This window comes from Roseateles sp. P5_B10, from assembly GCF_056400485.1.
Window position 1 is genome coordinate 1 of sequence record NZ_JBFULE010000045.1, and the last position, 18807, is coordinate 18807.

17 protein-coding genes are annotated in these 18807 nt (G+C 68.0%); 4 read left to right on the top strand and 13 right to left on the bottom strand.

Going from position 1 to position 18807, the window contains the following annotated elements; all coding sequences use genetic code 11:
• Positions 1-264, bottom strand: a 264-nt coding sequence (locus AC1DU6_RS05520) for a pectate lyase family protein (protein WP_477856274.1), incomplete at its 3' end; no start/stop codon positions are given.
• A gap of 255 nt (positions 265-519) precedes the next feature.
• On the opposite strand from AC1DU6_RS05520, the gene AC1DU6_RS05525 reads away from it, so the two are divergent.
• Together AC1DU6_RS05525 and AC1DU6_RS05530 are read left to right on the top strand one after the other, a co-directional pair.
• Positions 520-765, top strand: a complete 246-nt coding sequence (locus AC1DU6_RS05525) for a helix-turn-helix domain-containing protein (protein ID WP_477856266.1) — start codon at positions 520-522, stop codon at positions 763-765.
• Positions 766-768: 3 nt separating this feature from the next.
• A complete protein-coding gene (locus AC1DU6_RS05530; RefSeq protein WP_477856267.1) occupies positions 769-2076 on the top strand; it encodes a type II toxin-antitoxin system HipA family toxin in 1308 nt (435 codons plus the stop codon).
• A gap of 38 nt (positions 2077-2114) precedes the next feature.
• Here the strand turns inward: AC1DU6_RS05530 and AC1DU6_RS05535 are convergent, their stop codons facing one another.
• The 5 genes from AC1DU6_RS05535 to AC1DU6_RS05555 all read right to left on the bottom strand — a co-directional run bounded on the left by AC1DU6_RS05535 (position 2115) and on the right by AC1DU6_RS05555 (position 10621).
• Positions 2115-3533 carry a pectate lyase family protein gene (locus AC1DU6_RS05535; protein ID WP_477856268.1) on the bottom strand — a complete coding sequence of 473 codons (1419 nt, stop codon included), beginning with the start codon at positions 3531-3533 and terminating at the stop codon, positions 2115-2117.
• Between the two features lie 281 nt (positions 3534-3814).
• The gene (locus AC1DU6_RS05540) at positions 3815-6775 is read right to left on the bottom strand and encodes an ATP-binding protein (RefSeq protein WP_477856269.1); all 2961 of its coding nucleotides are present in this window, start codon (positions 6773-6775) and stop codon (positions 3815-3817) included.
• Positions 6776-6871: 96 nt separating this feature from the next.
• Positions 6872-8122, bottom strand: coding sequence for a hypothetical protein (locus AC1DU6_RS05545; protein WP_056191403.1), 1251 nt, complete (start codon positions 8120-8122; stop codon positions 6872-6874).
• Positions 8123-8273: 151 nt separating this feature from the next.
• On the bottom strand, positions 8274-8498 hold the full coding sequence (locus tag AC1DU6_RS05550) for a hypothetical protein (protein WP_056191405.1): 225 nt from the start codon (positions 8496-8498) through the stop codon (positions 8274-8276).
• A gap of 137 nt (positions 8499-8635) precedes the next feature.
• Positions 8636-10621 (bottom strand): alpha/beta hydrolase family protein, encoded by a 1986-nt coding sequence (locus AC1DU6_RS05555; RefSeq protein ID WP_477856270.1) that lies wholly within the window; start codon positions 10619-10621, stop codon positions 8636-8638.
• A gap of 71 nt (positions 10622-10692) precedes the next feature.
• Here AC1DU6_RS05555 and uvrA point away from each other — a divergent pair, with 71 nt between their 5' ends.
• Positions 10693-13596, top strand: coding sequence for an excinuclease ABC subunit UvrA (uvrA, locus tag AC1DU6_RS05560; RefSeq protein ID WP_457322450.1), 2904 nt, complete (start codon positions 10693-10695; stop codon positions 13594-13596).
• On the opposite strand, the gene AC1DU6_RS05565 is transcribed toward uvrA, so the two are convergent.
• Complete coding sequence (locus tag AC1DU6_RS05565) at positions 13597-14409, bottom strand: MHFG family PEP-CTERM protein (protein ID WP_477856271.1); 813 nt, start codon at positions 14407-14409, stop codon at positions 13597-13599.
• 217 nt (positions 14410-14626) lie between these two features.
• Between AC1DU6_RS05565 and AC1DU6_RS05570 the strand changes: the two genes are divergently transcribed.
• Positions 14627-15016 carry a response regulator gene (locus AC1DU6_RS05570; protein ID WP_457322454.1) on the top strand — a complete coding sequence of 130 codons (390 nt, stop codon included), beginning with the start codon at positions 14627-14629 and terminating at the stop codon, positions 15014-15016.
• A 117-nt stretch (positions 15017-15133) separates the two neighbouring features.
• Here AC1DU6_RS05570 and AC1DU6_RS05575 read toward each other — a convergent pair whose 3' ends face one another.
• From AC1DU6_RS05575 to AC1DU6_RS05600, 6 genes are all read right to left on the bottom strand, one after another.
• Positions 15134-15571 (bottom strand): SWIB/MDM2 domain-containing protein, encoded by a 438-nt coding sequence (locus AC1DU6_RS05575; protein WP_477856272.1) that lies wholly within the window; start codon positions 15569-15571, stop codon positions 15134-15136.
• A gap of 221 nt (positions 15572-15792) precedes the next feature.
• Positions 15793-16338 (bottom strand): cytochrome b/b6 domain-containing protein, encoded by a 546-nt coding sequence (locus AC1DU6_RS05580; RefSeq protein ID WP_457322456.1) that lies wholly within the window; start codon positions 16336-16338, stop codon positions 15793-15795.
• 6 nt (positions 16339-16344) lie between these two features.
• Entirely contained in the window at positions 16345-16629 is a 285-nt protein-coding gene (locus AC1DU6_RS05585; RefSeq protein ID WP_056191418.1) for a PepSY domain-containing protein, read from the bottom strand.
• A 10-nt stretch (positions 16630-16639) separates the two neighbouring features.
• On the bottom strand, positions 16640-17758 hold the full coding sequence (locus AC1DU6_RS05590) for an alpha-hydroxy acid oxidase (RefSeq protein ID WP_457322458.1): 1119 nt from the start codon (positions 17756-17758) through the stop codon (positions 16640-16642).
• Positions 17755-18450: a Fe2+-dependent dioxygenase gene (locus AC1DU6_RS05595; protein ID WP_457322460.1), complete on the bottom strand. Its 696-nt coding sequence runs from the start codon at positions 18448-18450 to the stop codon at positions 17755-17757. Before AC1DU6_RS05595 ends, AC1DU6_RS05590 begins: the two co-directional genes overlap by 4 nt.
• Positions 18451-18478: 28 nt before the next feature.
• A partial coding sequence (locus AC1DU6_RS05600; protein ID WP_477856273.1) for a TonB-dependent receptor domain-containing protein occupies positions 18479-18807 on the bottom strand: 329 nt, incomplete at its 5' end.

Consider the following 18807-nt stretch of genomic DNA (forward strand, 5'->3'; position numbering starts at 1 on the left):
GGCCCAGTCCGTCGCATCCCGCGACGGTGACGAGCCGCTGGCCACCCAGGTGATGCCATAGGTCGCGAAGTCGGAAGGACTCGTGATGTTGTTGCCGCGCAGCTGCCAGTAGCCGATGGAGGGGCTGTCGCGCGAGGTCACCGGGTTCTGCGAGTTCTCGAACCAGTTGCCCTCGATCAGCGAGTAGCCGCCCATGCGGATGTTGGCGCCCGAGGTCAGCAGGCCGCTGTACAGGTTGTTGTACAGATGGGGTGTAGCCGGCAGGTTGCAGCGCGCTTATGGCCTTTTAAACGTCCACATATGGGCGTTAATTGGCGACAAACGACCAAATATGGCGAATAGTTGATAAGGACTTGACGCAAGCCATGGCGATGCTCATGATCGCTCTTAAAAGCACTACTAAAGTATTTAGTGCATTCTATTTGGGTGTTAATGATGAACAGCCCGATCCCTCTTCCTGTCGAACGAGCGCTGCTTCGCCTGGGCCAGAGCATTTCGCTGGCACGACGCAGGCGCCACATGTCGCAGCAGATGCTGGCCGAGCGCATCGGCGCGTCCGTCAACACCGTGCGGCGCATGGAAGACGGGTTTGCTGGCACGGCTCTGCAGCACATTGCCCGAGCACTGCATGTCTTCGGTGAATTGGACAAGCTCAACGGGTTGCTGGACACGGCACAGGACAGCGTAGGCCTGGCGCTCATGGACGAGAAGTTGCCACAGCGGGTTCGGCAGCGCCGCCCCAAGGCGGACAGTGGAGCGTTTTGAACCATGGCAACGAAGCCTGCCCCTCGCAAGTCGGTGGTCACCCAGGTTGAACTGGAGGTGGTCCTGGGGGCTGCGGAACATGCTGTGGGCAAGCTCGGTTACTTGCGCAACGGCCCTCGACAGTTCTCGCAGTTCGCCTACTTCGACGCTTGGTTGAACGACTCGCGCTACTTCGACATCTCGCCGGATCTGGTCAAAGGCTCGGGCTACCAGCTTCGCAAGGCACCCACCCAGAACGACTCCACCTTCTTCTTTGCACTGGCGGACACCGAGCCTGACAGCTGGGGGCGCCGGGTCATAGCGCGCGCCCATGCGAAGGCTCGAAAGAACAATCCAGCGCTGGGCGCCCTGAACGAGCTCGACTACTTGAGTGCGGTCGATGACTTCAGCCGCATTGGCGCGTTGCGTCTGCGAGACGCGAAAAAGCGCTACCTGCGGACCGCCGCGTCCGGCCAGCGCGCCACGCCCCCGCTGCTGGAGCTGGACAAGATGCTGGCGGCCTCCCGGGCGGTGGAGATGAGCACCGAGACCGCCGAGGACTTGAACTACCTGATCGGCAAGGGCACGTCGCTGGGCGGCATGCGGCCCAAGTGCAGCTTGCTCGATGAGGACGGTGCACTGGCGCTGGGAAAGTTCCCGAGCGTCAAGGACGAGCGCAGCGTCACGCGCGGGGAGGTACTGGCCCTGCACCTAGCCCGCATGGCAGGCATCGACGTGGCGCCGTCGCGCATCGCGGTGGTCCGGGGCGTGCCGGTGGCCGTCATTCGACGCTTCGACCGCACGACCGACGGGGCACGCATCCCTTACATGTCCGGAACGACGCTGCTGCAGGCGGGACGCAACGAAGAGCACGCGTATACCGAAGTGGTCGATGCCATGCGGTCGACGTGCCAGTCCTTCAAGGCCGATAGCCAGCAACTTTGGCGAAGGATGGTGTTCAACCACCTCATCACCAACGTCGACGACCATTTGCACAACATCGGCTTCCTCTACGTGGGCTCGAATCTCTGGCGGCTGGCGCCTGCCTTTGACTTGAACCCCTTTCCGGACAAGGAGCGGGAGTCCAAGACCTGGTTGACTGAAGACTCGGGGCCGGTCGTATCCGTGCATGAACTGCTCGCGCAGGCGCCGCGCTTCGAGTTCGATGAAGGCGAGGCTCGATGGGTGCTGGCGCAAGTGGTGGCGGCTGTCGACCGTTGGCGGGAGGTCGCGCGCTCGCGTGACGTCGGGCTGCTCGAGGCCGAACTTGAGCTGTTTGCGCCGGCCTTCGAGCATTCCGAACTGGACGAAGCTCGCGCTTTGACGACATGAAGACACCCGCACGATGCGGGCGCCTTCATGTCAGCTCATCAGCAACTGACCTTCGCGAGGTTCGTCCCCGCCCCCGCCGCCGTCGGCAGCTTTTGCTTCACGCATGACGGCGCCTGCAGCGTGTAGCCGTAGGGAATGCCGAGCGGGAAGGTCGCGGTGCTGGCCCAGTCCGTCGCATCCCGCGACGGTGACGAGCCGCTGGCCACCCAGGTGATGCCATAGGTCGCGAAGTCGGCCGGGCTGGTGATGTTGTTGCCGCGCAGCTGCCAATAGCCGATGGAGGGACTGTCGCGCGAGGTCACGGGGTTCTGCGAGTTCTCGAACCAGTTGCCCTCGATCAGCGAGTAGCCGCCCATGCGGATGTTGGCGCCCGAGGTCAGCAGGCCGCTGTACAGGTTGTTGTAAAGATGGGTATAGCCGGCGCGCTGCAGCGGCAGGCGCGAGCCCACATCCTTGTAGTAGTTGTGGTGGAACGTGATGAAGCGGTCGCTCGCGTCGCTGTCGCTGGAGCCGATCAGGCCGACCTTGTGGTGGTCGTGGATGTGGTTGTACGAGTAGGTGATGTGGTGGGCGCCCGCCTTGTTGTCGACGAGGCCGTCGAACTCCAGGTCACCAGCGCCGCTGCATTCCTTCAGGCTGCTGAACAGGGTGTTGTGGTCGATCCAGATGTAGCCGGGGATGCCGCCGCTCTGGCCTTCAATGCCGATGGCGTCGATGGAGCCGGGTAGCAGGCCGATCGTCATGTTGCGGATGATGATGTTCTGCGCCGCCGCCTTGATGGCCAGGCCGAAGTTGGCCGTCGAGCCGTTGGCGCCTTCGATGGTCACGTTGTTCTTGTTCTTGATCTCGACGATGGCGCCGGCCGGCTTCTGCCACTGCGTGCAGGCATCGGGGATGGTGCCGAAGTCGAACGTACCGGTGTAGCGCAGCACCAGGCCGGAGCTGCCGTCATAGGCATTGAGGGCGGCCTGCATCGCCGCGGCGGTGCTGACCGTCACCGCCGTCTTGGTTCCACCTCCGGTCACGGTGCCGGCATAGCCGTCACTGCTGCCGGCCGGAGCGGGTGCTGGCGTCGGTGCGGGTGAAGGGGCCGGCGTGGGAGCAGGTGTAGGCGCCGGTGTTGGTGCGGGGGTTGGAGCAGGTGTTGGCGCCGGCGATGCCACCGGGCCGATGGCGCATTTCTTTGTGATGCCGGGGTTGGGGTCGGAGCCGAAGGTCGCCGTCGTGCAGGCGATGTCGCCCTTGAGGTTCTTGATGACCCATTTGTCCTTGATGCCGTAGGACACGGCGCGCGTGCTGGTGCCGACCTTGCAGGTCTCGCCTTCGTCGGCGCATTTGGAATAGCCCGAGGGCCAGTCCACCGCGTGGGCGGCCGTGGCGGCCAGCAGCAGCGACATGGCCGTGCCGGCGGTGCGGATGACGGGCAGGGGCGGGGGCGTGAGTTTCTTCGTGATCATGGGTTGTTTGTCTCCGGTCGTTGTGTGGGCGCGCGGTTTCCGTCCGGATGCGCGCAGCGGGCCGTCGTCGGGGCCGAGGAGCGGCCGCCACGAAGGCTGTCGGGGCAAGGGAGAAGAAAACCGGTGCCGACGTCAGGTCACTACCGGTCGATCCGCGCGCTGGGGCGCGGCGACGTCAGGTCGGTGCGGCATCGCCGCGCATCGCGAGGCAACTATGAAACAGCGTTCTGTTTTTATGGATACGTGGTTTCACGTAGCCGATGAGTGCGACTTTGCGGCGCTCAGAGCTGGAGGGCTCGCTCCAGGAAGCCGCTCATGCCCAGACGTTCGAACTCCCGCCCGGCGCGGTCCCGTGCGGTCTGCCAGCGGTCGTCCAGCCGCAGCTCGGCTTCCAGCAGCGCCGTGACGGCGGCTTCATGCGCCGAGTTGCGCTGCTCGCCAGCGCCGCGGGCCAGACCGAGATAGCGTTTGGCCCGCTCGCTGTCCCCCATGCGCGCGGCCAGCCGGGCGGCGGCGCGGTAGGCCATGGCGCCGCCAATCCAGTCATGCTGGCGGCCGCGCTTGAGGGCCAGCGCGACGTGGTGGCGGGCCGCGCCGGCGTCGCCCTGGGTGGCCAGGATGTCGGCCAGCCAGCCGTGCTGGAAGCTGCTGTACAGGCCGCCGCCGCGCGGCGCCAGCCAGGCGGTGGCGTCCAGGATGTGCTGGCGCGCGGTCGGGTCGGCCTCTTGCATCCAGGCGCCATACGCGCCGGCCGCGTGGCCCATGGCGCAGGTGAACATGCTGCGCACCTGGGCGCCGACGCGGTGGGCAACGAGGGCGGCCTCGCGCGCCTCGGCCCAGCGGCCCTGCCACAGCAGCACGGCGGCGCGCCAGCCCTGGATGCTGGCCTCGACCGCATGGCCGCTGCCATCGAAGGGCGTCAGGGCCTCGGCAAAGATCTCGTGGGCCTGGTCGAAATGGCCCTGGTCGGCCAGCACATAGGCGCGGCAGCACAGCGAGAAGGACAGGCCGATCTGGTTGACCGCGCTCTTGCGGGYGCGCGCCCGCTGGCGGGCGATGGCCAGGTCCAGCATGGGCAGGGCGTTGGCGTAGTCGGCCGCGGCGGCCTGCAGCTGGCCGACGGTGCCGGGCAGCTGCGCGAGCAGCGCATGGTCGCCGCAGTCCTGGGCCGTCTCGACGGCGGCGCGCGCATGGCGCAGGCTGTCGCGCGTCTCACCCAGGGCGTAGCCGACATAGGAAAGCCAGTATTCGGTGCGGGCGATGAGGCCGGGCTCGGCTTCGGCCTTGGCCAGGGTGGCGGCATGCCGGAGCACGCGCAGGTCGTCCTGGGAGGCGTCGAAGACGCAGGCCATGCCCAGGCGCTGGGCGATGCCAACCCAGCGGCGCCGGCGCTCCGCACCGTCGGGAAGAAACTCCAGCGCGGCCAGGGCGGCGCGGAACTGCTTCTTGGCCCGGTCCAGCGCCGAGGCGGCCAGGGCCTGGTCACCGGCCGCTTCGGCGTGGTGGGCGGCGGCGGGCCAGTCGTTGGCGGCGGCGTCGTGATAGGCCAGCTGTTCGTGCAGGTCCTGGCCACCGTGTTCTGCCAGTTCGACGCTGATGCGCCGGTGCAGGGCCTGGCGTTGGTGCAGGCCGGTGGCCTCGTAGACGACGTCGCGCGTGATGCCGTGCTTGAAGCGCAGATGACCGGGGCGTTGGTCCGGGAAGATGAAGTCCTGGGCCGCCAAAGCCTGCACGGCGGGGTGCTGCTCCCCGCAGCCGGACAACGCCTGCAGCAGCCAGGACGGGATGACATTGCCGATGACGGCCGCCACGCGCACCAGCTGCGCCTGCTCGGGCGGCAGGCGGCCGACGCGGGATTCGACGAGGGCGGCCAGCCAGGCCGAGCTGCTCGGCCCGGCGACCAGGCCTTCACCCGTGTCGGCCGCGGCGTGGCAGAGCTCCTCGATGAAGAGGGGATTGCCGCCGGCGTGGCGCTGCACCTCGGCGGCGATGAAGGGGTCGATCTGCGGCAGCAGCTGCTGCACGGCGCGAGCGGCCTCGGTCTCGGTCAGCGGCGGCAACTCGATGAGGTCGGCATCGCCGTCGTTGGCCCCCGGCAAGGCGGGCTGCGGTCGGCTGGCGGTCAGCAGCAGCAGCGGCAGGCGCTCACGATCGGCAGCGGCGCGCAGCCGATGCAGCAGGCGCAGTGATGCGTCGTCGGCCCATTGCAGGTCGTCGATGAAGACGAGCTGGGGCATGCGCCGCGCCAGCGCGAGCAGCAGGGTCAGCAGGGCGTCGGCGCGCTGGCCGGGTTGGCTGTGCTGGGCGGCGAAGAGTTCGGGCGGTGCGTCGTGCAGGCCGCCGTCATGCATGTCCATGGCGCGCAGCATCTGCAAAAAGGGCTGCAGCGGCTCGGCGCTGAGGTAGCTCTCGCAATAGCCGCGGTGGATCTGGACGGCCTGGTCCTGGGCGTGGCGCAGGAATTCCTCGGTGAGCCGGGTCTTGCCCACGCCCGCGCCGGCGCGGATGCCCAGCCACAGCGTGCCGCCCTGCAGCGCGCGCGCGAGCGTGGCCTCCAGGGTTGCCAGCTCGCCGCCGCGGCCGACGAAGGGGGCGAGGCCGCGGCGCATGCTGGCCTCGAAGCGCCGGCCCACCGGTGCGCGGCCGAACACACGGTAGGCGGCCAGCGGCGTCGCACGGCCCCTCAGCTGCAGCGAGAAGCGCGGGCCGGTGTCGAAAAACTGGCTCTGCAGGCCCAGGCTCTCTTCGCTGGCGATGATCTCGTCACGCTTGGCGGCCTCGGACAGGCGGGCCGCGATATTGGGTGCGTTGCCGAGCAGCTCGAAGCGGCCACGCATCTGGTCGCCGTCGTTGACGAGGACGATGCCGGCGTGGATGCCGCTGTGCAGGGCCAGGCCGGGGAAGTCGGCGGGGCGGGGGCCGGGCGGCAGCAACTCGCGCACGGCGGCGTGCAGTTCCAGCGCGGCCTCGGTGGCGCGGCGGCCATCGTCCTCGCGCACGTCGGGGTGGCCGAAGACGGCCAGCATGCCGTCGCCCTGGATGCGGGCGATGACGCCGCCGTGGTGGGGCACGATGCGCTCGTACAGCGCGCGCAAGCCCCCGAGCATCGCCGCATAGTGCTCGGCCTCCATCCACTCGGCCATGGCGGTGGAGCCGCTGAGGTCGGCGAACAGCAGGGTTAGCAGTCGGCGCTGGCCGACAGGCGCAGGGGGGGCAGCGAAGGGCGCGGAGGACTCGGTCACGGCGCTGGTCATCCTAGCCGTTGCGCTTCGGGGCTGACCGCATGAACAGGCCGTTCTGGGGGCTCTGCTCTAGCTCTTGTCGCCTGCTGACCGTCGTCAACCTTGCAGCGGCACGAAATCCGTGTCCGCCACGGTGCGCGGCGCGTCGGGAGGCAGGTCTTCCTCGCGCAGGCCGAGGTAGATGGGCTCGCCGTTGCGGCGATGGATGTTGATCTTGGCGTTGTAGACGCGGTGGATCAAGCCGTGCTTGTCGGCCATGTGGTATTCGCTGATGCCCCAAAGCCCGGTCGAGTCGCGCCGGCCGGTCAGGTAGCAGGCGATCTCGTCGACCTCGGAGCCGGCGAGCTTCAGGCCATTGAGGCTGCGCAGCGGCGCCCGCGTGCGCTCGACGAAGTCCAGGCTGTCGATGTGCACGTCCTCGCCGTTGACCTCGTCGTGCATCAGCGTGTTGAATTTGCCGACCAGGATCTGGCCCGGTTCGGCGCGCTCGATCATGCGGGCGAGCTCGATCGTGACCTGGCCGACCAAATAGCTGAAGGACGTGGGGTTGAGGCCTTCGGATTGGTAGAACTCGTAGTGCGAGCCGACGTGGAAGCACGCGCGCAGCTTGGGCACCGACTCGGGGCGCGTCGCGCGCTCGAGCGCCAGCGCGTTGTCGGCGAGGATGAACTGCATCAGCTGGTACAGCTCGACATTGGCCTCGACGCCACGCATGCGGTTCCAGATGTAGAAACCGTCGCCGGTCGTCGTACGGGCGAAGTTGATGTTGATCTCGCGGTCCAGCAACTTGGCGTAGGCCGCGTTGACCGAGCAGGACAGGCTGTTGAGCTGCACCACCTGCTGCAGCGGCGTCAGCAGCGAGAAGCCGACCGCGTCGAACAGGATGACGGCGCGGTCCTCGACGAGGCGGATGCCGTAGCGCGCCGCGATGGCCGCGATCAGCGGCAGGCCCAGGCCCCGCTCGGGGTTGAAGGGCAGCTCGATGAGCTTGGGCACCACACTCAGCGCGGCGGCCACGCTGTCGAAGGCCTGCTTTTCGAGGTGCTCCTGGTTGGACAGCAGGTTGTCCAGCAGCCGCGTGCGCCGCGTCACCTCGGTCAGCGGCGAGGTGCCGTCACCCAGCGTGTACTCGGTCAGCATCTGGTGCGGCGCGACCAGCACGCGCAGGCCGCGCGGCTCGGGTGTCCAGGCGTAGATCAGGTTGTCGCCCAGGCCCCACAGCGTGTAGAGCGCCTGGTCGAGCAGGATGATGTTCTCGCGCAGTGCGGTTTCGCTCAGGCCGGCCGGTGCTGGATAAGCCATGAAGCCATCCAGCCAGGACCGGCGTTTGCGCAGCTCTTCTTTCACAAGCAGGCTCCAATCAGAAGCCTGGATTGTCTTTCACAGACGCGTGATTTTTTCACGCCAAGCCGAGTCGTCGGCACAGCCTGGGCCGTCGGCCTGCTGCGCCGGCGACTCGGCTCGGTGTTCCTGGGTCATTTGAATCCTCATGTGGGACTCAGACGCGGTGTCCGGTGATGGTCACGCGCGGCAGCTGGGCGACTTCACGCACGGCGTAGCCGGTGATGACGACGCGCGGCAGTTGGGCGACTTCCTGCGTGGCCTTGCCGGTGATGACGACGCGGGGCAGCTTGGTGACTTCTTGGGGGGCGGCGCTGGCGGCGAAGGCGGTGAACACGAAGGCGGCGACGGCGGCGGCTTGGATCAGGACGGTGGCTTTCATGATGCTTCCTTGGGGTTTCGTTCAGCGGGTTTGCTGTGTCGATGGAAGCAGTTTCGTCACTGGACACGGGCGCCGCCATGGCGCTGCGATGAATCGCCAGACGCGGGCCGCGAGCTGCATGCGGCCGCGACAAACCGCTAGTTCTTCGCCGCCAGGTTCTTGGCCAGGAAGCGCTCGACGCGCCCCCAGAAGTCTTCGTTGGTCTTCAGGTTGAACCAGCCGTGGCCTTCGTCGGGGTAGACCACCCATTCCAGCGGCTGGTCGGCGCGCAGCGCGGCCTTCATCTCGGTGCCGTGCTTCAGCGGCACGCGCCGGTCCTCGCCGCCGTAGGCCATCAGCAGCGGCATGCGGATCTCGCTGGCGCGCGCCAGCGGCGAGGTCTTGCGCATCTGCTCGGCGTCGCTGTCCGGGTCGGCCACGAGGCGCTTCATGCCGTAATCCTTCCACTCGTCGGACATGTCGCTCCAGCTGATGCTGCTCAGCAGGCCGATGTCGGTCACGCCCACCCAGTTGACGGCGCACTTGAACAGGTCCTGCTGCGTGACGGCGGCCATCATGGCGGCGTAGCCGCCATAGCTGGCGCCCATGATGCAGGCGCGCTTGGGGTCGGCCCAGCCCTGTTTCACGGCCCAGGCCAGGGTGTCGGCGAGGTCGTCCTGCATGGCCAGGCCCCATTGCTTCCAGCCGGCCTTGAAGTGCTTGAAGCCGTAGCCGGTGCTGCCGCGGAATTCCGGTTCCAGCACGAGGTAGCCGCGGCTGGCGAGGAACTKGGCATAGGGTGACCATGACCAGTGGGTGCCGCGGACATAAGGCCCGCCATGCACCAGCACGACGGTAGGCGTGGCGCCCTTGACGCCGCCGGCCGGCTGCGTGACCAGCACCGGCAGCTCCAGGCCGTCGCGGGCCTTGATACGGTGGTAGTCGCGCTGTCCCATGGCGGCGGCCGGCAGGTCGGTGCGGGTGCCGGCCAGCGACTGCAGCTGCTTCTCGGCCGTCTCGTATAGGTAGTACAGCGGCGGGCGCACGTCGGACAGCGAGGTGACGATGAAGTGGCTGGCTTGCACGCAGCGCAGGCATTCGATCAGGTTGACGCTGCCAGGCAGGCGAGCGTCGATGTCGGCTTGGGCGGCCTTCATCGCCTTGTCCAGCCACACGGTGCCGGGCGCGTCGGTTTCAAAGCGCACGCCCAGCAGCCGGCCTGTACCGGGCTCGGTGAYGAGTCGGCCTTCGAAGTCGTAGCCGGGCGTGGAGATCAGCGGTTCCCCGTCCGCGTTGCCGGTCTTGGGGTCGACGCGGAAGACGGCGTCATAGCCGCCGTAGCCGCGCTCGCCCAGCATCAGGCCGTCCGGCCCGGCCCAGATCGGCCACGGGTGCTTACGCGCGTGGGGGTCGTCGTCGTACCAGGGCTGCCAGCGGCCCGCATCGTCGCGGCTGAACAGCTGGCTGCGGCCCTGGTGCTCGGTGTCGATGACGCGGGGTTCGCCGCGCCAGTCGAGCAGCCAATTCCTGGTGTGGTCGGGCATGCCCGCGCTGAGCGTGCGCGTGAGCCCRGTGCGGGTGTCCAGCCGCGCCAGTTGCACGCCCGTGGCCTCGCGTTCGTTCGACCAAGGCCGGCGCAGGACGATGACCTCGCCGCCGTCCAGCCCCGGCGGCACGCTGTGCAGCACCCAGTTGAAGTCCAGCCGCCGATCGTTGATCAGCGTCGCCGTGGTGACGAAGGGCTTGTCGGTCTTGATCAGCTGGCGGAGGTTGGCGCCTTCCCGGTCGACCGCCCACAGGCCCTGGCCGTTGACGCGCGTGGTGCCGTCCGGAGAGTCGGACACGTCGAACACCAGCCTGTCCTCGCTGATCCAATGGTGGGTCGAGATGTCAGCGTCATTGAAGCCGGCGATGAATTTGGGCGGCTGCATGGTCTGCAGGTCCAGCACGGCCAGCCAGATGCGGTCACCCTTGCCGGCGGCCTGAATGGCGAGATAGCGGCCGCTGGGGCTGAGCTTGGGCGCGCGCACCGCCGCGCGTTTGAAGAAGGCGGCGGCGGACGGCGGCTCTGCGGCACTGACGCCCGTGCTGGCACCCAGCGCGGTGGCGGCTGCAAGCAGGGCAGCGGCGAGGCGGTACTTCATGTGCGGTAGCGTGGTTTGGACGCGCCAGATTGTGGCGGCCTATCATGTCCGGTTCGCTTGTGAAAACTGCCATGGCCCTCCCGGATTTGCCCGCGCCTCCTGAATCCCGATTCATCCGCGTGCGCGGTGCGCGCACGCACAACCTGAAGAACATCGACGTCGACCTGCCGCGCCATGCGCTGGTGGTCATCACGGGGCTGTCCGGGTCGGGCAAGTCGTCGCTCGCCTTCGACACCCTGTATGCCGAGGGCCAGCGGCGTTATGTCGAGAGCCTGTCCAGCTACGCGCGGCAGTTCCTGCAGCTGATGGACAAGCCCGACGTGGACATCATCGAGGGCCTGTCCCCCGCGATCTCCATCGAACAGAAGGCAACGTCGCACAACCCGCGCTCGACCGTCGGCACGGTCACCGAGATCCACGACTATCTGCGCCTGCTCTATGCCCGCGCCGGCACGCCCTTCTGCCCCGACCACGACCTGCCGCTGGAGGCGCAGTCGGTCAGCCAGATGGTGGACGCCGTGCTGGCCATGCCGGACGAGGCCAAGCTGATGCTGCTGGCGCCGGTGGTGCGCGACCGCAAGGGCGAGTTCGTCGAGCTGTTCGCCGACCTGCAGGCCCAGGGTTATGTGCGCTTTCGCGTCGACGGCGCCACGGTGGAGGCGCCCGACATCCCGGCGCTGAAGAAGGCCGAGAAGCACGACATCGACGTCGTCATCGACCGCATCAAGCTGCGCCATGACGCGGCGGATTCGCTGCGCCAGCGCCTGGCCGAGAGCTTCGAGGCGGCGCTGCGCCTGGCCGACGGGCGGGCCCTGGTGATGAACATGGACAGCGAGCAGACGACACTGTTCTCCAGCAAGTTCGCCTGCCCGGTTTGTTCCTATTCGCTGCCGGAGCTGGAGCCGCGGCTGTTCTCCTTCAACTCGCCGGTGGGCGCCTGCCCGAGCTGCGAGGGCCTGGGCCAGGTCACCGTCTTCGACGCCGACCGGGTCGTCGCCTTCCCGACGCTGTCGCTGGCCAGTGGCGCGGTGAAGGGCTGGGACCGGCGCAACCCCTACACCTTCTCGCTGCTGGAGTCGGTGGCGGCCCACTACAAGTTCGACGTCGAGGCGCCGTGGGACAGCCTGCCGGCCACTGCCCAGGAGGTGCTGCTGCGCGGCTCGGGTACCGAAGACATCAGCTTCGTCTACCAGGCCGAGACGGCCGCGGGCAAGAAGCGCTCGGTCAAGCGCCAGCATCCCTTCGAGGGCATCCTGCCCAACCTGCAGCGGCGCTACAAGGAGACCGATTCAGCCGCCGTGCGCGAGGATCTGGCGCGCTACATGGCTGCCAAGCCCTGCACGGCCTGCGAGGGTTCGCGGCTGCGCCGTGAAGCACGGCATGTCGTGCTGCAGCCAGCCGATGCGCCGACGGGCGTGAAGGGCCGGCCAATCTTCGAGGTCGAGCATTCGACGCTGCGCGAGTGCCTGGACTATTTCGAGACGCTCAAGCTCAAGGGCAACAAGGCCGAGATCGGCGACAAGGTCATTCGCGAGATCGCGTCGCGGCTGCGTTTCCTCAACGACGTCGGCCTGAACTACCTGAGCCTGGACCGCAGCGCCGAGACGCTGTCCGGCGGCGAGGCCCAGCGCATCCGCCTGGCCAGCCAGATCGGCTCGGGYCTCACCGGCGTCATGTATGTGCTGGACGAGCCCAGCATCGGCCTGCACCAGCGCGACAACGACCGGTTGATCGCGACGCTGCGGCGGCTGCGCGACCTGGGCAATTCGGTGCTGGTGGTGGAGCACGACGAGGACGCCATCCGCGCCGCCGACTGGGTGTTGGACCTCGGCCCCGGCGCCGGCGTGCATGGCGGCCAGGTCATGGCCCAGGGCACGCCTGATCAGGTGGCGGCCAACCCGAATTCCTTGACGGGCCAGTACCTCAGCGGCGTGGCACGCATCGAGGTGCCCGCCGAGCGGCACAAGCCCGTGCAGGAGTCCCGGTTGCGCATCGTCAATGCGCGCGGCAACAACCTCAAGGGCGTGACGGTCGAGATCCCGGTGGGCCTGTTCACCTGTGTGACCGGTGTGTCGGGCTCCGGCAAGAGCACGCTGGTCAACGACACGCTCTACACGGCCGTCGCCAAGAAGCTCTACAGCAGCCACGCCGACCCGGCGCCCTATGACGAGATCGAGGGCCTGGACGCCTTTGACAAGGTCATCAACGTCGACCAGTCACCCATCGGCCGCACGCCGCGCTCCAACCCCGCCACCTACACCGGCCTGTTCACGCCCATCCGCGAGCTGTTCGCCGAGATGAACACCGCGCGCGAACGCGGCTACGGCCCGGGGCGCTTCAGCTTCAACGTGGCCGGCGGCCGCTGCGAGGCCTGCCAGGGCGACGGCGTGCTGAAGGTGGAGATGCACTTCCTGCCGGATGTGTACGTGCCCTGCGACGTCTGCCAGGGCCGGCGCTACAACCGCGAGACGCTGGAGGTGCTCTACAAGGGCAAGAACATCACCCAGGTGCTGAACATGACGGTGGAGGACGCCTACGAGCTGTTCAACGCCGTGCCGGCGCTGGCGCGCAAGCTGCAGACGCTCTTGGACGTGGGCCTGGGCTATGTGAAGCTGGGCCAGAGCGCGACGACGCTGTCGGGCGGCGAGGCGCAGCGCGTCAAGCTGGCGCTGGAGCTGTCCAAGCGCGACACCGGCCGCACCCTCTACATCCTGGATGAACCCACCACCGGCCTGCACTTTGCCGACATCGCCCTCTTGATGAAGGTGCTGCACCAGCTGCGCGACGCGGGCAACACCATCGTCGTCATCGAGCACAACCTGGACGTCATCAAGACGGCCGACTGGCTCATCGACATGGGGCCGGAAGGCGGTGCCGGCGGCGGCACGCTGCTGGTGGCGGGCACGCCTGAGGACGTGGCGGCCTGTGAGGCCAGCCACACGGGGCGCTACCTGGCGCCGTTGCTCAAGCGTTGATCAACGGCGCCTCTGGCGCGCCCTGAAGATGATGACGAGCAGGCCCAGGGCGATCATGGCCCAGGTGCCGGGCTCGGGCACGGCCGGCGTGTTCGGCAGGTCGATGGGGCCATCGGCGGGACGGATCGTGCCAGGCGGCAGGCCGGGCATGCCGATATTGACGAGGCCGGGACCGCCGCCGCCCGGGCCGGCGGGGCTGGGCGCGCTGCCGCCCGCCAGCAGGCCGCTGCCCTGGGAGGCCGAGCCACCGAGCGCCGGCACACCGGAGGCAGTGGCAAAGCTGTCGGGTGCCGCAGCGGCCATCGGGCCGGCGGCGGGCGCCTCAAACTCCAGCGGCGTGAYGTCTTCGCCTTCACGGGTCGACGAGGCGACGTTGGCGGCCTGGGCCGGTGCCACGGCGCTGGGCTTGCCAAGGCGCTTGATGCGGCTGACGTTGCGGCAGACGGTGGGCACCAGGATGCAATGGCCGTCCTCGCAATAGACAAGGCCGCGCTCCTGCGTCGTCGCCGTCCACTTGCTGCGCGTCACGGTGCGGCAGACGGCGCCGGGGCCGAAATGCATGTCGCGGATCTCGGGGGCGTAGGTCGCCTTGCCCTTGATGCCGTCGCGCTCGATGACGGCGATGTCGTCATAGTTGCGCGCCTTCATGCGGGCCTTGAGCTTCTCGCGCGTGGCTACCGGGATGTCCTGATAGCGATCGACAGCCGCGACCACGTCACCCATGAACGGGTTGACGCCGGGGCGGTCCCAGCTGCATTGGGGCAGCGTGGAGCCGGCGGAAACGGCAAGGGCGAGGGTGGCGATCAAGGACATCGGAGGGCCCCATAAAAGGGACGCGCCCGAACCAGGGCGCATGTCCCTAGTATTAGGGAAGGCAAGGGTTTATACGCGTTGAAGACCCGCAAAGAGGGGGTGTCTGCGGAGTGAGATAAGTCACGCGAAACCGTGAAAACGATTGCCGCCACCGCGGCGCCGGGCGGGCCCGCCATTGCTGCTATCGTGCCTGCCGCTGTATCTCCCCCGACCTCCCATGTCAGACCGCGCCGCGCCGCTGGTGCTTTACGTCGAAGACGACCGCATCCACCTGATCCTGATGGAGGAGGTGTTCCGGCTGCTGCAGGGCTGGGAGCTGCGCATGGTCGAGACAGGCGCCGAGGCCCTGGCGGCCCTGGCCGAATGCCAGCCGGCKCTGGTGTTGGTCGACATGAACCTGCCCGACATGACCGGCCTGGAGTTGCGCGAACGCGTGGCCGCGGACGCCAGCCTGGCCGCCGCGTTGAGCGCTCGCTGGGTTGCGCTCTCGGCCGACAACCCGGGTGCCGTCGTGCGCGCCGCGCGCGCGGCGGGGTTCGACGACTACTGGCTCAAACCCATCGACGTGCCGGTGTTGCAGGCCGGGTTGCACAAGCTGCTGGGCTAGGGTCGGCCCGCCGCTGCAATAGCAGTGAACCCGCTGTGCCACGGTCAGCTGATATGGACGAAAAAAAGCCCGGTAGAACCGGGCTTGTGTTGACGAGGCCGCTTGCGCGGCGCCGCTTCACTTCAGGTGGCTGTTGATCAGCTTGGTCATCTCGAACATGTCGGCCTTGGCCTTGCCGAAGATTTCCTTCAGCTTGGCGTCGGCGTTGATGACACGCTTCTGCAGCTCATCCTGCAGCTTGTTCTTCTTGATGTATTCCCAGACCTTCTTGGTCACATCGGTGCGCGGCAGGGGAGCTGCGCCGACGATGGCCGCAAGAGCGGCGCTGGGGGTGAGGGCCTTCATGAAGGCGGCGTTGGGCGTGCGCTTCTTGGCGGGTGYTGCGGCTTTTTTGGCCGGAGCTGCCTTCTTCGCAGGTGCCGCGGCTTTTTTGGCCGGAGCTGCCTTCTTTGCTGCAGGCGCCTTTGCGGGCGCTGCTGCCTTCTTCGCCGGTGCGGCCTTCTTAGCCGGTGCCGCCGCCTTCTTCGCGGGCGCGGCCTTCTTCGCAGTTGCCATGTCGATTCACTCCATCAAAGGTTGTTGATGTGCCGGGTCCGGGTGAAGGCCGCGTAAGCCTTCAATACTCTCTAGCACCCTGCGGCGGCGATGGTACTGCGCTCCCTAGGGGAAGAGAAGGCTTTCATAGAGGGGATGACCCGCAAAGGCCCATGAAATCGGGCCTTTGAGGCCCTGCTTGTCGCTAGGCCGCATCACTTGKGCCTTCACGGGCCTTGCAGTCAGGCGATGTCGTCGCTGCCGGGCGCGCGCTTCATGCCGCTGAACATGGCGCCAACGAGGTTCTCGCGATGCCGCCAACTCGTCAAAAGGACGCCGCCGAGATGGCCGACCACGAGGGTCGCGACGAGCCAGGCGAGCGCCGCGTGCAGGTCCGACAGCCACTCGTAGCCCCACAGCCAGTCGGTCGTGTAGAGCCAGCCACTGAGCGTCAGCAAGGCGGCCGTGGACCACAGCGCCAGCACCATCCATCCGCCCAGCGGGTTATGGCCGACGTAGCGCCGCTCGCGCCCGGCGCGCATCGCGCGGGCATAGGCCAGCACCGTGCGCGGCCGGCGCACGAACTGGGCGAGGCGCGCGTAGCCATGGCCAACGAAGCCCCAGGCCAGCCGCAGCATCACGGCCGCGCCCGCGACATAGCCGGCAGTGTGGTGCCAGGCGTCGAAGTGGCTGGGCGGCCAGTGCCCGCTGATCCACGCGGTCGCGACGGCGGCCGCCAGCGTCCAGTGCAGCAGGCGCACAAGGCCGTCCCAGACGCGCACGCGCATGCTGATCTACTTCTTCTCGGCGGGCTGCTCGCCTTCCGGATAGACGCGCTCGAAGGTCTTGGGATTGAAGAAGGCCTCGGCCTTCTTGCCGGCGCCATCGAAGCCGTAAACCTCGTAGCAGCCGTTGTAGTTCTGGACCTTGCGGACCTTCCAGCCTTCGCCTTCGAGTTTTTTCTGGAGTTCCATCTGCGGCTTCTTCTCTTCCTTGGGCACGGCGGGGCAGGAGACGTTGCCGTGAGCGAAGGCGGCGGAGGCGGTGAAAGCGAGGAGAAGGGAGGCGAGGAATTTCATGGTGAGCCTTTCAACGGGAGTTGCCTGGCCAGAGCAGCGCCGGGCCGGCGTCGGCGAGAGTCTTGCAGCCGGAGAGCGCCATGGCGATCTCGAGTTCGTCGCGCAGCAGGCGCAGCGCATGCGCCACGCCCAGCGCACCGCTGGCGGCGAGGGCATGAACGTAGGGGCGGCCGAGCAGCACGGCGTTGGCACCCAGGGCCATGGCCTTGAGCACATCGGTGCCGCGGCGGATGCCGCCGTCGACGAGCAGCGGCACGTCGGGCCCGAGGGCGGCCCGCAGCGGTGGCAGCAGTTCGGCGGTGGGCGGCAGCGTGTCCAGCGTGCGGCCGCCGTGGTTGGAGACGATGAAGCCGGTCACGCCGCGGGCCAGGGCTTCACGCGCATCGTCGGTGTGCGTGACGCCCTTGAGCAGCAGCGGCAGCCGGCTCTCGGCGCGCAGCCAGTCGATCTCACGCCAGGTGGCGGCGCGCGGCATCAGGCCGTCGAAGAGCGCGCTCTGGCCGGGCTGCAGGTTCAGCGGCTTCTTGACGCCGCCGAGGTTCACCGCGCGGATGTCATCGGGCAGCTTGAAGCCGATGCGGCGCTCACGGTCGCGCGCGCCGTGCACGGGTGCATCAACGGTGAGCACCAGGGCCTGGTAGCCGGTGGCTTCGATGCGCTGGAGCAGCGCACGCATGAAGTCGCGGTCGTCACGCCAGTAGAGCTGGAACCACAGCGGGCCGGCACTCCGGTCGGCCAGCATCGGTGCGGCGACATCTTCCATCGTCACGCTGGCCTGGGCGCTGAGGATGAGGCCGGCCTGCTGGGCGGCGGCGGCATGGGCGATGGCCAGCTCGCCGTCGGCATGAAAAAGGCGCTGGTAGGCGATGGGCGCCAGCAGGATGGGGTGGCGCAGCTCGCGGCCGAGCAGCGTCACGCGCGTGTGGCCGCCGGAGAGGTCGCGCAGCACGCGGGGCTGCAGCTTGATGGCGTCCCAGGCCGCGCGGTTGGCGCGCAGCGTGATCTCGTCGGCGGCACCGCCGTTCAGATAGGCCCAGGCCTTGGCATCGACGCGGGTCTGGGCGGGCGCTTCGAAGTCGGCCAGATTGGCCAGGCCATCCGGCAGCGATTCGATGCGGGGCGCTGTCACGTGTCCGCCCACATGCGCAAGAGGTTGTGATAAGTGCCGGTCAGCTGCACCAGCTCGTCCGTCTCGCCCAGTTCACCGCGCAGCTTCATCAGGCTCATGTCCATCTCGTAAAGCAGGCGGCGCTGATCGTCCGAGCGCACCATGCTCTCGATCCAGAAAAAGCTGGCCAGCCGCTCGCCGCGCGTGACGGGTTCGACGCGGTGCACGCTGCTGCCGGGATAGACGACGAGGTCGCCGGCGGCGAGCTTGACGCGCTGCTCGCCGAAGGTGTCGGCGATGACGAGCTCACCACCGTCGTAGTCGGTGACCTCGCTCAGGAACAGGGTGCAGGAGATGTCGGTGCGCACGCGCTGCGCGCCACCTGGCAGATAGCGCACGGCCTGGTCGACATGGCTGCCGTAGGCGTTGCTCGCCCCGGCGTATCGGTTGAACAGCGGCGGCAGCACGCGCTTCGGGAGCGTGGCGGAGAAGAACAGCGGGTGCTTCTCCAGCGCCTGCAACACCAGCGCCTGCAGCTCGCGGTGCTGTTCGCGATCTTTCTCGCTCAGGGGCTGCAGCTGTTCGTTGTTCTTGACCTGCGCGGCCTGGCGGCCGGCAGTGCTGCGGCCATCGGCCCACGGAGCGATGGCCAGCAGTTCGCGGGCCCGGGCCACGCCGGCAGCGTCGAGGATCTGGGGGATCTTCAGCAGCATGGCGTGGCGCGGGCCTTTTGGGAGGAGGTTAGAACTTGTAGGTGCCCGTCAGCGCGACGACGCGGCCCTTGCCCGGGATGTAGTGGCCCGTGTAGAGGGTGTCGGCGTAGCGCTTGTTGGTCACATTGTCGACGTTGAGGCGGAACAGCAGCGCGTCCTCGACGACGGTGTATTCGGCCATCAGGTTGCCGATGATGAACTTGGGCGCGTAGAAGCCGGGGTTGCGGTTGGGCTGCTGACCGCTGCGAGCGTTGAAGCCGCCGCCAACGCGCCATTGCGGCGTGATCTTGTAGGTCGTCCACAAGCTGCCGGAGTAGCGCGGCGTCAGCGACGGGCGCGTGCCCTCGCCTTCCGCGC